The following is a 14971-nucleotide window of genomic DNA, read 5'->3' on the forward strand; positions in this document are numbered from 1 at the left end:
GTTGTAAAGAATTCTGATAACCAACAAATTTGATAAAAAATATAATAATTTCTGCTGCTCTACTCTTGGCATTTAATTTATTTGCCCAAAAGTCAAATAGAGAACCTTTAACCTTTGATTTATATGAAATTCAAATCTATACAGGACTTACAATTAACGGCGACCACATTCTAAAAATGGATAAAGATGGAATGCTATTGAAGAAAAATAATTTTAATAGCATGAAAGACAGTGAAGCAGATGTTGTAAATTTTCACAAATTAGTTAGCGACCTAAGTGATTCTGATTTAAAATCATTTAGAAAAAGTTATAATAACCTGCTCCAATTTATAGAAGGTTTTGATTTTAAAAATTACAAAGCGTTAAATCAAAAAATTGATACCATAATTGTGGATGAAAAAGTTCTAATTAGGGAAACAATTAATTCCAATCACGATTTAGGAACAAGAATCTTAATTATAGATAAAAACTACAAGTCGTATTTTATAAATTATCAATTCTGCGATAAAAAACTTGAAGAATTTATTCAAAAAATGAATAATGTTATTCCTGAAAATTTAAGAGAAAAGTATAAATTCAGCGGAAGATGCTCTTAAGAATATTGACTTTGCAAACTTCATCAAAGTAGATTTTAATCAAATAAAATCAGCCAATTTTGGCTTTTCACATTAGCAACTTAAAAGGCTCAACCATGCTTATCGGACGGACTACAAAACTGATATTCCTTTTCTGCAAGCTTGCTACTACTCCACTTCGCTTTATCGGTTGGACTAATTACCTAACTCAAAAATTATATAACTTGTTAACTTTGCATATTTCTGCAAGGTAGATTTTGAACAAACAAAATCGCAAGCTTCAGCTTTTCAATTTAGTGCTTAGTTTTTGTGTAAATGGACTAAGTATTTGACTCGAGTATCTTCTTGTGAGTACTTAATTCTGAGAACAATAACTCTTTACAACATAATGTAAAATTCATTGGGGTTTAGGCAGTTAGGTTAGCTTTGGTGCTGTTTGACGTCCCACAAAATCCGTCTCGGATTTACGGGACGACAAAAAATCTTTCAAATCCCAGCCGGTTTTTGTTACTTGGTAAACTGAATATATTACTTTTACTTAGCTCCCAACAAATCTTACATGGGCGTTGTGGTTAATTCCCGAACTTCATTTTAAGAAAAATAAAGTTTAATTCAAGAGTTTTTTATTCTTCTAAAGCAATGTTTTTTTTACCCATATTTTTTATAGTTATTCTAACATTTATATCTATTTATACCATAAGTAGAGTTATAAATGCGATACTAGAAATAATACAAAAGAATAACCATCTAAAATTCAACAGTGTTAAAATAGCAGGAATTATATCTTTCCTTTGCCTTATTATACTCGTTATTTTTATATTATCACAAGATGGAGAATGGATAAACTAAAAGTTTAATAAATGATAGATTTTCTGAAAAATGGCAACATACTAAATAGCATCAAATTAGGAACTAACTTGGAATTTTTATACTCCACCCTAGGAGATCCAACAAATATTGTTGGAGATAAAAAGCATGGCTATTTGTATTATGGTGCTTATCGATATGGATACACTAATAATATTATAGATGAGCTAGCTGTAGAATTTAAATATTTAGAAAAGCCCTTAGAGTTTAAAAACCTTGAATACAAGTCTTCTGATATATCTATTTTTGAAGACTTTATCATAAAACCAAACAGTAAAGTTCATGACTTCATCAATTTGATAAATCATTTGAAATTAAATTGGGTTTCAAAAAACAACATTGATAAAGACTATATGAATGTTAAAATTGAAGGAGGTCCATATCTAATCTTCGATTTATATAATGGAACAATTGATAAAATATCCACAACGACATGACAACAATATACTAGAAGTCTATCTTAATTTACAATCTGAATGTAACATTCTGCAAAATTGCAACTACTCCACTTCGCATCACTGGTTTGACTGAGTCCATAACTCATTGACTTCGCCAACTTCATCAGTTTAGATTTTAATCAAATAAAATCAGCCAATTTTGGCTTTTCAATTTTGTACTTTGTTTCAGTGTAAATCGACTAAGTTTCTGACTCGAGTTTTTTCTTGTGAGTGGTTGATTATAAGAATAATAACTAACCACAACATGCTGTATAATTCATTGTGAGTAAGGCAGTTGTTCTGTCTTTTTCCCTATTTAAAACTCCACAAAATCCGCTTGCGGTTTTGTAGAAAATGAGAAATATACAAATCCGCTGCGCGGCTTTTGCTATTTAGTAAATTGTAAGTGTTACTTTTATCTATCTCACAACAAACCATACAGGGGCGTAGCGGGCATTCAAAAAATTAAATATTGGACCTTAAAAAAAAACTAAAAAAGATTGATGACGAGATTGCCAGTGGACTTAAATTTAAAGCTGCTGACCAACTCCGAAATATGATAAATGTCAATCCCAATGATTTAACATTATGGAATAAACTTGCAGAATTATATTATGAAGGTGGCTTTTTAGATGCAGCAGGAAGATATTGGATACTTTTTGAGCCAAATGATGATCGAATTAGAAAAAGTATTGAAATCTACACAAAAAGCACAAATAATTCAGGGTATCAAATCCTAAGAGAAATAACTTTTAGAGGAGATAAAGATAAACTACCTCATTATGCTCGTAAAAAATTATTTGAATTAGAAGCTGATAGCTTCAAACAAGTTAAGACTGTTCCAAAATTCACTCCGATTTTAAATAAACAACAGAAAAAGAAACCCAATGAAAAGAGAACTTTAAAAGATAAAATCATTGAGAAAATCTTTATTGGATTTATAATACTTATTCTAATTTTAGCAATAGTTGGGTTAATTAGAGTAATCCAATGGATATTTTAATTATTTCGGAGTAGATTTTAATCAAGATACAATAGCTTTCAAATTGAAATCTTAAATCATAATAATTTGACGGACTACAATACTGATATCCCAGTTCTGCAAACTTGCTACTACTCCACTTCGCTTTATTAGTTGGACTGATTACAAAACTCAAAATTATTTCTTAAATTTGTATCCAAGTGAATACACTTATTTATGTACTTAATTGAAAAAACTTCTGAATTTGATAAATGGCTTCGCAAGCTAAAGGACAGACGTGCAAAAGCAAAAATCTTATTTAGGATTCAACGGATAGAAGAAAAAGGAAACTTTGGAGATTGCAAGCCAATTGGAGACGGACTAACTGAACTAAGAGTTCCAGAAGGAAAAGGGTACAGAGTGTATTTAAAAGAACATGCAGGAATTGTGACTATTCTGCTATTTGGCGGCGATAAAGCCACACAACAAGCAGATATTGAAAAAGCTAAATTACTGTGGACTAAATATAAAAAAGACTAATTATGAAAACTACAAAATTTGACATCGCAGATTATATTGATGATAATGAAATGGTAGCTGAATATTTAAATACAGTTTTAGAAGATGGAGACGCTTCTGATGTAATTGCTGCAATTGGACATATTGCTAAAGCCATCGGGATGACCAAAATTGCTGAAGAAACAGGACTTAGTAGACCTAGTTTATACAAGGCTCTTAATCAAGATTCAAAACCACAATTTGACACTATTTTCAAAGTTTTAAAAGCTGTTGGTGGTCAGCTCCATATCAATTCTATGCCTGTCGCATAATATTACCGCCTTGACTAATTACAAGTCTCAAAATTGATAGACTGAGAACAAGGCTGATAAAAATAAAAAACGATCCGCTAACATTAATTATAGTGCATAGGGAGACAATAGGTTAAGAAATTTTTTTATTCTTTGATACTCCGTAAAATTCGCAAGCGAATTTTGTAGAAAAGAAAATGCACAAAATCCTTTTAAGCAAATTGTATCTTTACTAACCTCATTACGCACTATATTTGGCCGTTAGCAAAAATTCGGTGCGTTAAACAAACATGCGTTACAAAGTTAAAGATACATCCTTTACACTTTTAGGACGTATAATCTGAACACCAATTCAGATTATCATGCCTTGGAAAGCATCAACAACTCATTGAACAAAAAGCAACAACAAAAAGTTCTCCTATTGAGAACTTTTTTATTTATCTTTGTAACTCAGTCGACAGGATGAAAAGAATAGTTGCAAAAAAGACATTAAGGGATTTTTGGGAAAATCACGCTGATTCAGAACAATATTTAAAAACTTGGTTCGAGACAACTAAAAACTCGAATTGGAATTCTCCGAATGACGTAAAACAAACCTTTATCAATGCAAGTATATTAAAAGACAGTAGAGTTGTTTTTAATATTAAAGGAAATTCATACCGACTAATTGTAAAATTTAATTACGTGAGACAATGGGCTTTTATTCGTTTTATAGGAACTCATGCTGAGTATGATAAAATAGACGCTGACACTATTTAAAAATTAAGAATTATGGAAATAAGACCAATCAAAACAGAAAACGATTACGAAAAAGCGCTTGAAAGACTTGAAGTAATATTTGACGCATCTCCTAATTCAAATGAGGGAGACGAAGCTGAAATTTTAGCAATGTTGATTGATAATTATGAGAATCAGTTTTTTCCTATTGATGCTCCTGATCCAATCGAAGCAATTAAAATTCGAATGGAAGAAATGAATTTTAAGCAAAAAGATTTAGTCGGAATTATTGGAGGTAAAAGTAGAGTTTCTGAGATTCTAAGCCGAAAAAAAAGATTGACAGTCGATATGATTAGAGAACTTGAAAGAGTTTTAAACATTTCAGCCTCCGTATTGGTAAACAATTATCAACTGACAAAATAATAACAACCAGTAATCATAGACTATAATTCATTTGGGTTTTAGAGAAAGCTAAAAGCACAAAAACGACACCCCTTACTCCCCCTTCAACCGATTCCACAAACCACTCATTGCCGCTTTGGCTTTGCTCACGTCGTTTGGCTTACGGTCCACTTGTAGGCTGCCATCTTCGTTGCGAGTGAGGTAGTATGAAAACACAAAATTATGTTCCGCCTCTACTGAAAGTCCATCATTCGGGATGCTTTCCCAACCAGATAATTCCCCAAAACGCAAATCATTCATCACTAAAGTATCTGATCGTTGCTCTAACGTATAATATCCTTTGGTGAGAAACTGCAATCGCTGAAAGCCATACTCTTGAGCAACATTATCTTGTAGGATTCTATCTTTTGGAATGCGCTTAAACACCAACTCTGGTTTGGTGTCCAACAAAGAGAAATAGCTCATTAAAAAATCGTCCTCCAATTCTACATTGGCGGCCCACAAAATGGTATTGAAAGGTGTTGGCCGAGTTTGAAAGCTTTCAAAAGCAATGTCTTGTCGCCTTAAGCTGTCCACCACGACTTCGTTTACATGTGTTTTGATCAATAAAGTCACTCCTAAATAGGCAGTGCTGTAAAAGATACCAAACCGGTTCCACCGCCTGCGAATTTGAGAATCGCGCTTGTAGAACAATACGGCAATGGTGCTGATGAGAAAAGGAACGGTATACAAAGGGTCAATCACAAAAATGCTGTGAAAGGCCACCCGATAATCCAACGGCCAAAATAGCTGAGTGCCCCAAGTGGTAAAACTGTCCAACAATGGATGCGTGAACAATGCCCAGAAGAACAATAAAGTCCATCCGCGCCAAGTAGCTTCTTCTGATTTTTGATAGAGTTTATTGACTAAATAGCCCAGAATGGGCGCCAACAATAAACTAAAAATGATAGAATGACTGAATCCTCTGTGAATGTCTAATTCAGTCACGGTGTCGAATAGTTTTCCTACGAAAACATCTAAGTCGGGAATGGTGCCTCCTATGGCTCCCCATAGGAGGGCTTTATTCCCTATTTTTTTTCCTAAAGTCGCTTCACCAACAGCGGCTCCAAGAATAATCTGTGTGAGTGAATCCATTTAGAATGGAAGATCGTCCTCTTCAGAAGCCTCATCAGCAGGGCTCATGCTTGCAGGTGGCGGCGGAGTATTGGTTGCACCAGGAGCAGCTGCTCCGATTACATCAATTTTCCATGCATCTACATTGTGAAACCACTTTCCATTGTATTCTCTAGAAGACAAGTTAAATTCTACTTTAATGTCCTGACCTGATTTTAATCCATTTAACATGGCAATTTTATCGTCACCAAACAAACTAAAACAAACCTCTGGATTGTATTGAGCACCTGTATCTACTACAAATCCTTGCTTTTTCCATTCTTTACCGGCTTTACTTGTTCCACTTTCTACCGGCAATATTGATGTTAATTTTCCTTCTACTGATAAACCCATAATTTCTTAATCTTCTATAATTTCTATTTTTTGAATTTTATCGCCCATTTTAATGGCATCGATTACATCTAAACCTTCTACCACTTTACCAAAACAAGTATGATTACGATCTAAATGAGAGGTATTTTTTCTGCTGTGGCAGATAAAAAACTGACTTCCTCCTGTATTTCTACCAGCGTGTGCCATAGACAATACGCCTCTATCATGGTGTTGATTTTCACCATTCAATTCACAATCGATAGAATAACCTGGACCACCTGCACCAGTTCCATCAGGACATCCACCCTGAATCACAAAATCAGGAAGTACTCTGTGGAAAGTTAATCCATTGTAAAATCCATCGTTTGATAATTTTACGAAATTCTCAACTGTTTTAGGAGCGTCTTTCTCGTAAAATTCGATCATCATCTCACCCTTATCGGTAGTCATTTTTGCTTTTTTCATCTTTTCCAAAATTTAAGAACACAAATTTAAGTTTTTGAATCTCTTTTTCATAATCCACACACTTATTATTCTCCATTAAATAAATTTGGAATTAACTTTTTTTAAGTCTAAATTAACTGCTTAAACTAAAATTTAATTGCTATGAAAAAATTGTTACTAATTATGAGCGTTCTTATACCTTTTGGAATGATGGCTCAAACTTCGGGAGGACCAGATAATTTTGGGTACACTTGGAAATCGTCTGCTGCGAGCGGCGGTCCAACTTATGCTTGGTATGATATAGAAACAATAGGTACTCAGGTTGTGGGCCTAGGAGACGATAACGTTATCGGGCCATTTCCACTTTCAGGTTTTACTTATTACACTTCGCAACCAACTAGCTTTTATGTTGGATCAAATGGTTATGTTTCATTTACTTCGGTTAACATTGCTTCTGTTGGTGCGGCATTTCCGATCATTCCTACAATAGGTGCTCCCAATAATTTTATTGCAGCTTTATTGTCTGATTTATCGTTTGCCAGCACAGGTAATCCTGGGCGAGCATACCACCATGACAATGGCGATAGTGTTTGTATCTCTTTTATCAATGTGCCCTTTTGGATTAATAATTCTGCACAATATGGCGGAAGTAATACCTTTCAGATCATTTTAAATAAACTAGACACTTCAATCACAGTTAACTATAAGTCGCAAACTGGTTTACCAGATCCTACTTATACCACAAATGGTTTATCTAATGGAATTGAAAATGCATCTGGAACTGACGGATTGCAACAGTACAGAGGAATGACATTTCCTACTGCTAATACTTCTGTAAAATACTATTATCCAAATGTAGTAGCTCCTTTAACAGATGCTGCTGTAAACTGGGTTGGAAATTCCTCTTCTGCAGGAGAATTCGTACTACAAGGACAAGTATTGGATTTAAAAACCAACATTAAGAATACAGGGAATCAACTCATTCCAAACGTAACTGCGAATGCAAACATGACACCACCAGTAGGAGGTACGCCTTTAAACACTACTAAATCCATTGCAAATTTAGCAGCAGGAAAAGATTCTACCATCACGTACAATGTACCTTACACTTTCAGTCAGCTTGGAGCTCACGCATACCGAACGAATTTAACTGGTGTAACCGGTGACAATACGCCTTCAAACAATTCATTAACACAAAAGATTATTGCATTGAATCCAACCAGTGATACCATCACGATGGATTACACAGATGGAGTCTCCACTGGAAGTATTGGTTGGTCAGGTGGAAATGGCGGTACATCCGTTTACATGAGTCCTCCAATATATCCTGCAAAAATTATTAGTACAGAATTCTACATCACAGCATTAGGTGCGGTTCCTGTGGGTTTCCATGCCATGATCTATGATGACAATGGTCCAAATGGAACTCACGGCACTTTATTAGACAGTGTTTATGTTGCTCCAGGTTCTATAACCATCAACTCATATACTAGCGTAAAACCAAAAGACACCAACATTTCAATTACAAGTGGCGGTGTATATATTCACTGGTTGATGGATGGTGACGGTATTAACATTGGTACAAGCACAGCCACTCCAATATCTAAGCGTGCCATTGAGGTGATTGCTGGAAGTTGGGCCGATTATAGAGATCAATCTACACAAGACTTTATGATGGGAATGACGATTGCGACTCCTTCTGAAGATGGAGAAATCACCACTTTAGGAAGAGATAATGGAAAAGCAGTATTCTCTCAGCGAGTACGTCCTTATCCATTGACCACTACAGTAAGCAATATTGGCTTTAGAGATGCAACAAATGTTACTGTAACCAACAAGCAATTCACCAATACTGCGATTCAAGTAGGAACGGGATCTTCTGTTTTACCAATTTTAAAAGCAGGAAGAGATACGACCTTTACTTTTTCAAACACATTTACTCCTTCAATTGCAGGAACGTATAGTTATCATGTTTACTTAAGTAAACTACTAAAAGATAACGAATTGGAAAATGATACGATGATTCAAGAGATTATGGTAGTAGATACCAACAATAACATTGTAAATGCATCATATGCAAATACAACTTCTGAAGGTTCTACTGTAAATGCATCAACCATGCTAGGATATGCAGTGTATTTCAAACCTCCTTATGCATCTTCTAGAATCAAGCGAACGTCATTTTATCACACTGCTTTGGGTGGTGCATTTGGATTTGATGCATTGATTTACAAAGCTGATGGTGCCAACGGAATGCCAGGTACTTTATTGGACAGTGTATTGGTTGGTTCAGGAAACATTACTGTCAATACCTACAATGACGTAACTCCAGCCAACAATAATATATTGGTTGATACTTCTGGTTTTTATGTTGTATGGAGACCATTTGGAAATGGAATTACATTAGGAGTGGATAAAGACCTTCCTTTCTCTAAGTACAGTTACCAATTGGATGCAAATGGATATGCACCTTATGTAAACAACAATTCAGAAGACTTTATGATCAAAGTTCAATTCGAAAACGGAACTGTTCCTGTTGGAATTGAAAAACAAACTTTAGAAGAATTGTCTGTTTATCCAAATCCGTTTAATAACAATACTACCATCGAACTATCAAACACCATTGATGGCAATGTGGTAAATGTAGAGATTAGAGATATTAAAGGTCAATTAGTAAATCCTAAGGTGATTAAATACCAAGATAAGATCATGATTTTTAAAGGTCAATTGCCAGAAGGTCAATACTTGTACCAACTGAATAGTAATGGCAAAATAATCGCTAAAGGAAAGTTGATAATGAATTAAGTAGTTAATTAGTTTTTAAGTTAGTTTAATTTAGAGATGTCTTTGCCCAAGCAAAGACATCTTTTTTTGTTTTATCCCTTTAGTGTGAATTGATTTTCTTAATTTTTCAACTGAAAACATAAAAAAATTATTTATGAAAATGCTAACATTTAGCAACGGAGATCAAATTCCAACAATCGGATTAGGAACATGGAAAAGTCGACCAGGAGAAGTAAAAGCCGCAATTATCTCAGCCATTGAAGCTGGGTATCGCCACATAGATTGCGCTGCCATTTATGGAAATGAAAAAGAAATTGGAGACGCTTTCGCTGAATTATTCAAAAATGGAAGTGTAAAAAGAGAAGATCTATTTGTTACCTCAAAACTATGGAATGACAAGCATGTTCCAAAAGATGTAGCTCCAGCAATGAAACAAACGTTAACCGATTTAAAGCTCGATTACCTCGATTTATACCTGATGCATTGGCCTGTAGCCATGAAAAAGGGAGCCGATCCTGCCGTATTTTTACCTTTAGAAGAAGTGCCCCTTTTGGACACTTGGAATGCGATGATTGAATTAAAGAATGAAGGTTTGAGCAAGCACATTGGAGTTTCCAATTTTTCAATTAAAAAGCTAAAACACCTCAATGAAAACTCAACCCAGCAAGTTGAAATGAATCAAGTGGAATTACATCCATTCTTTCCACAGGAAGCCTTGAAACAATTTTGTGATGCGAGCCATATTTTAATGACGGCCTACTCTCCACTTGGTTCTTCCGATCGTTCTGAAGGATTTAAAAAAGCAGATGAACCACAAGTATTGACGAATTCGACTATTAATAAAATAGCCAACAGTCATAATTGTACAACAGCTCAGGTTGTAATTGCTTGGAATCAATTCCGGGACATTTGCGCCATTCCTAAGTCGACTAACGCAGGCAGACAAGCGGAAAATTTGGCAGCAAATAATATTAAATTAACTGAAAGTGAAGTAAAACAAATCGCCGATTTAGACAGTAATTATAGACTAATCGACGGATCATTTTGGACCGACAACCCATTTTATACGAAGGCGAATTTGTGGGATTTATAAATCCTATTTAATCAACATTGATATCAAATTACAAAAGTGATGGTTCGGGAATTAAAATCCGATGTTTCCATCTACCTTTGTAAAAATTCAGTAAAACAACTATTCCATGTCATTTTCTTCTTTAGGCCTTTCTCAACAGCTTTTAAAAGCTATTGAAGCACAAAACTATAAAACGCCTACCCCAATTCAAAAACAAGCTATTCCTGAAATATTAAAAGGAAAAGATCTATTGGGAATTGCGAAAACTGGTTCAGGTAAAACAGCTAGTTATGTATTGCCAATTTTGATGAATTTAGACGGAAAAATAGTTGTAAAAAACAGAGCAATTAATGCTTTAATTTTAGTGCCTACTCGTGAATTGGCCGTTCAAGTGAATGAAGTTTTTCAAGAGTTAAGCGCACACCTCTCCTACCCGTTTCGATCAATGGCGGTGTATGGTGGGGTTTCCATCAATCCACAAATGAAGAATCTATTTGGAGTCAATGCGTTGATCGCAACTCCAGGTCGATTACTGGAATTAGTGGAATCTAAAGCTATAGAATTTGGAAACATCAGCACGCTGGTATTGGATGAAGCCGACAAAATGTTGAATCTTGGATTTAAAGCCGAAATGGACAGAATATTTGCTTTATTGCCAAAAAGGAAGCAAAATTTGCTTTTTTCGGCCACTTTAAGTCCAGAAGTTCAAAAAGTAGAGCAACTGTTATTGCAAAATCCTGTAGTCATAAAAGTAGAGGATGAAATTGCAGAAATAGACTTAATCAATCAAAGTGGTTATTTTGTGAGTACAGAAAACAAAGGTCCTTTGTTGCGTCATTTGATCGAATCAAAAAAAATAAATCAAGTATTGGTTTTTGCTTCTTCTACCCATGAGGCCGACAAAGTTGCTGACAAATTGTATAAAAATGGGATCTCGGCCAGAGCCATCCACAGTAAAAAAACGCAGGGAAATCGAACAGAAACCATGAATTTATTCAAATCTGGGAAATTAAAAGTGATGGTCGCCACAGATTTACTTTCAAGAGGAATTGATATTGAATTTTTACCCTGTGTGATCAATTATGAATTACCTCGATCACCAAAAGATTTTGTGCACAGAATAGGTAGAACTGGACGTGCAGAAAATGCCGGCGAGGCCATTACTTTTGTAACGCCAGAAGATACACATCACTTCAAAGTCATTCAGAAAAAGATGAAAAAATGGGTCACCATGATTGATTCAGAAAACATCGATTTTTGAAAAATGATTGCTATACTTTAGATTTTGCGTACTTTCGCGCACCATTAAAAAAAGCAGCAATGAAACGCATAAATGAATACAAGAAACTATTTTCTGTAGAAAAAGAGATTGATTTAAAGGAACTTAAAACCACTTACAGAAATCTTGTAAAAGAATGGCACCCTGACAAATTTCAGGCAGGTGATGAGAAAGCTGAAGAAGCAGACAAAATAAGTAAGCAAATTATAGATGGCTACCACTTTTTAGTGAGTATTGCGCCTGAAACAAAAGCGGCCAACTTGGAAGAATACACCAATATGTTGGAAACCGAAACTGTAGTAGATTACAAACACAAAGGACTGTTGTTCGACATTACTTTTACTGATGGTTCTACTTACGAGTACTTTGGAGTAAATGCAAAGTTGTTTCAAAAATTTAATAGTTCAGACAAGCAAATGCGTTTCGGTAAGCGAAACATCTTTCATTCTTTCCTTTATAGAAAATCGAAAAAAGGGTCTGATCAAGAATAAAATAGCTTAAAAAATAGATTTAAAATGCCTCATTGGAAGTTCCGATGAGGCATTTTTTTTGAATAAATTGAGTCAATTGATTTTTAACTATTATTGTATTTCTATCAGGAAACCGAATTATACATGACCAAACAAATGCAATTCGCAAACGCAATAAAAGAAGCCTATACCTTCGAAGGAGAATACATCACTTTAGGTGCAGCAATGGTAAATTTTGAAACCCAGACGAACTCTTTTGTAAATATTCCATTAAACACATTGAACCGCCATGGATTAATTGCAGGAGCCACTGGGACCGGAAAAACTAAAACCTTACAAATCTTAGCTGAAGAGTTATCTAAAAAAGGAGTTCCTTCCCTAATCATGGACATTAAAGGGGATTTAAGTGGAATTGCCGCTGCTTCTCAAGGTCATCCAAAAATTGATGAACGGCACGAGAAAATAGGACTTCCATTTAGAGCAGGTAAAAGTCCAGTTGAATTTTTATCACTCAGTGATGAAAAAGGGGTGCAATTACGCGCAACAGTTTCAGAATTTGGACCAGTGCTATTTTCAAAAATATTGGGGCTGAACGACACACAATCGGGTGCAGTATCTGTTGCATTTAAGTATTGCGACGACAAAGGATTACCCTTACTGGATTTAGACGATTTCAAAAAAGTATTGAATTTCATTTCTCGAGAAGGAAAATCGGAAATAGAACAAGAATATGGCGCCATCAGTAGTTCATCTGTCGGAGCCATTTTGAGAAAAACATTGGAATTAGAGCAACAAGGAGCCGATCGTTTTTTTGGAGAACCTTCTTTTGAAGTAGAAGATTTATTACGCACTGATTTAAATGGAAACGGAATTGTCTCTATTCTAAGACTTACTGACATTCAAAACAAACCAAAGTTATTTTCCACTTTTATGTTGTGTTTGATAGCAGAACTTTACGCCAAATTACCTGAAGAAGGCGACATGGAAAAACCCAAGTTGTGCGTTTTTATTGATGAAGCACATTTAATATTTGATGAAGCCTCAAAGGAATTGTTGGAACAATTGGAAACAACGATAAAATTAATTCGATCTAAAGGAGTTGGATTGTTCTTTATTACACAAAACCCTATAGATGTGCCAGAAGCCATCCTTTCTCAATTGGGCTTAAAGGTGCAGCACGCATTAAGGGCATTTACTGCAAAAGATAGAAGATCCATTAAATTGGCCGATGAGAATTATCCATTGACCGACTTTTACGATACCAAAGATTTGTTGACCAATTTAGGTACAGGAGAAACCTTAATTTCTGCATTGGGGAAAAAAGGTCGACCAACAGAATTGGTTCATACCTTATTGAGAGCTCCACAATCAAGAATGGATGTTTTAACTCCTATAGAAATAGATCAAATTGTATCCCAATCTAGAATTGCTGCTCATTACAACAGAAGTATTAACAGAGAATCTGCTTATGAAATACTGACAGCAAAACTAGACAGTGCTGGACAAGCACAGGATATTTCTGATAAAAAACCGATTAAATCAGCAAAACAAGAAAAATCGACATTGGAGAAAGTGTTGGGCTCAACTGCTGCCCGTCAAATAGGCCGAACTATAGCAAGAGAGCTGACTAGAGGATTAATGGGCGTTTTAGGAATAAAGCAAAGAAGGTAGAATTCTTTATCGCCCTTCTTAAAATTAGTAATTTAAATCAGGCATTAATGCTATCTTTATTCCAATAAATTCTACTGCAAAATGAAGTCTACTTTACTCATCCTCTTTATTCTAATTTCTTTTTTAGGCATTAGCCAAGATAAAATCGTAAAAACGAATGGAGAAGAAATTTTCTGTCAAATCACAAAAATTGGAAGTGATTCTATTTCATATACCCTACCTTATAAAGATGCCACTAAAATCATTTATTCTATAGCTAAATCGCAGGTTAAGCAGTACTCTTTAAATGTGAATGAAAGCACTAAAAATAATGAGTACAATGATTATGTCAAAGAGTTTGATGAACCAAAAATGAAGACTATTACACCCATAATCAATGATCGCCCGAAATTTACAATAGGTGCTAATGGTGGATTTAGTTATTTATTAGCACAAATAGGCGATGTAATCGATCCAGAAATTAAAGAGTATTATAAAGATTTGAAGAAAGGTTATCACTTTGGTGGAGATGTCACCTATTTTTTAAATAAAAACATAGGCTTAGGAGCCAGATTTTCAATCTTTAAAACGGAAAACTCTATAGAAATAATTGCTTTTTATCCTAATGGAACAAATAGAACTGGTTTACTTAAAGATGATATAAGGAATACCTTTATTGGACCCAGTTTTACTTTTAGATTATTTCCTGGAATGGGAAATAGTCCAATAGTATTATCTCATTCGATCGGTTACTTCGGATACCACAATCAGGGATTAGTTATCGATCCAATAAAATTAACCGGCAAAACTTTAGGTATGGTAATAAATGTTGGGTACGACCTTCAATTAGAAAAGCACTTGTATCTATCTTTTCAAGCGAGTCTAATTGCAGGCTCTCTCGCAAAAGCGGAAATAGAAATAGGTGGTAAAACTCAAACTATAGAATATCCCATAGACCAGCAAGAAAACATGAGCAGAGTTGATCTGTCAATAGGCATTCGATTTGGAAAGTAACAGTT

Annotated in this window: 16 protein-coding genes; 13 read left to right on the top strand and 3 right to left on the bottom strand. The window is 34.8% G+C overall.

What is annotated here, in order from left to right:
- Positions 1–29: 29 nt before the first annotated feature.
- The 7 genes from ACTB0X_RS01315 to ACTB0X_RS01345 all read left to right on the top strand — a co-directional run bounded on the left by ACTB0X_RS01315 (position 30) and on the right by ACTB0X_RS01345 (position 4789).
- A complete protein-coding gene (locus ACTB0X_RS01315) occupies positions 30–596 on the top strand; it encodes a hypothetical protein (RefSeq protein WP_463023173.1) in 567 nt (188 codons plus the stop codon).
- Positions 597–1435: 839 nt separating this feature from the next.
- Entirely contained in the window at positions 1436–1879 is a 444-nt protein-coding gene (locus ACTB0X_RS01320) for a hypothetical protein (RefSeq protein ID WP_463023174.1), read from the top strand.
- Positions 1880–2351: 472 nt separating this feature from the next.
- The gene (locus ACTB0X_RS01325; protein ID WP_463023175.1) at positions 2352–2882 is read left to right on the top strand and encodes a DUF6584 family protein; all 531 of its coding nucleotides are present in this window, start codon (positions 2352–2354) and stop codon (positions 2880–2882) included.
- A 195-nt stretch (positions 2883–3077) separates the two neighbouring features.
- A complete protein-coding gene (locus tag ACTB0X_RS01330; RefSeq protein WP_463023176.1) occupies positions 3078–3380 on the top strand; it encodes a type II toxin-antitoxin system RelE/ParE family toxin in 303 nt (100 codons plus the stop codon).
- A 2-nt stretch (positions 3381–3382) separates the two neighbouring features.
- A complete protein-coding gene (locus tag ACTB0X_RS01335; protein WP_463023177.1) occupies positions 3383–3670 on the top strand; it encodes an addiction module antidote protein in 288 nt (95 codons plus the stop codon).
- 441 nt (positions 3671–4111) lie between these two features.
- Positions 4112–4408, top strand: coding sequence for a type II toxin-antitoxin system HigB family toxin (locus ACTB0X_RS01340; RefSeq protein WP_463023178.1), 297 nt, complete (start codon positions 4112–4114; stop codon positions 4406–4408).
- 12 nt (positions 4409–4420) lie between these two features.
- Positions 4421–4789 (top strand): helix-turn-helix domain-containing protein, encoded by a 369-nt coding sequence (locus tag ACTB0X_RS01345; RefSeq protein WP_463023179.1) that lies wholly within the window; start codon positions 4421–4423, stop codon positions 4787–4789.
- A gap of 72 nt (positions 4790–4861) precedes the next feature.
- Here the strand turns inward: ACTB0X_RS01345 and ACTB0X_RS01350 are convergent, their stop codons facing one another.
- From ACTB0X_RS01350 to ACTB0X_RS01360, 3 genes are read right to left on the bottom strand one after another with little or no spacing between them, the layout of a single operon-like run.
- Positions 4862–5902, bottom strand: coding sequence for a metal-dependent hydrolase (locus ACTB0X_RS01350; protein WP_463023180.1), 1041 nt, complete (start codon positions 5900–5902; stop codon positions 4862–4864).
- Positions 5903–6274 (bottom strand): DUF3127 domain-containing protein, encoded by a 372-nt coding sequence (locus ACTB0X_RS01355; RefSeq protein ID WP_463023181.1) that lies wholly within the window; start codon positions 6272–6274, stop codon positions 5903–5905. It lies immediately after the preceding gene.
- Positions 6275–6280: 6 nt separating this feature from the next.
- A complete protein-coding gene (locus tag ACTB0X_RS01360) occupies positions 6281–6718 on the bottom strand; it encodes a peptidylprolyl isomerase (protein WP_463023182.1) in 438 nt (145 codons plus the stop codon).
- Between the two features lie 141 nt (positions 6719–6859).
- Between ACTB0X_RS01360 and ACTB0X_RS01365 the strand changes: the two genes are divergently transcribed.
- From ACTB0X_RS01365 to ACTB0X_RS01390, 6 genes are all read left to right on the top strand, one after another.
- Complete coding sequence (locus ACTB0X_RS01365) at positions 6860–9502, top strand: T9SS type A sorting domain-containing protein (RefSeq protein WP_463023183.1); 2643 nt, start codon at positions 6860–6862, stop codon at positions 9500–9502.
- Positions 9503–9635: 133 nt separating this feature from the next.
- Complete coding sequence (locus tag ACTB0X_RS01370) at positions 9636–10574, top strand: aldo/keto reductase (protein ID WP_463023184.1); 939 nt, start codon at positions 9636–9638, stop codon at positions 10572–10574.
- 106 nt (positions 10575–10680) lie between these two features.
- Positions 10681–11814, top strand: coding sequence for a DEAD/DEAH box helicase (locus tag ACTB0X_RS01375; RefSeq protein ID WP_463023185.1), 1134 nt, complete (start codon positions 10681–10683; stop codon positions 11812–11814).
- Positions 11815–11873: 59 nt separating this feature from the next.
- Entirely contained in the window at positions 11874–12323 is a 450-nt protein-coding gene (locus ACTB0X_RS01380) for a KTSC domain-containing protein (RefSeq protein ID WP_463023186.1), read from the top strand.
- Between the two features lie 123 nt (positions 12324–12446).
- Positions 12447–13973: a helicase HerA-like domain-containing protein gene (locus ACTB0X_RS01385; RefSeq protein WP_463023187.1), complete on the top strand. Its 1527-nt coding sequence runs from the start codon at positions 12447–12449 to the stop codon at positions 13971–13973.
- Positions 13974–14054: 81 nt separating this feature from the next.
- Positions 14055–14966 carry a porin family protein gene (locus ACTB0X_RS01390; protein ID WP_463023188.1) on the top strand — a complete coding sequence of 304 codons (912 nt, stop codon included), beginning with the start codon at positions 14055–14057 and terminating at the stop codon, positions 14964–14966.
- Positions 14967–14971 lie beyond the last annotated feature (5 nt).

The sequence above is a fragment of the Acidiluteibacter sp. genome (genome assembly GCF_055129545.1).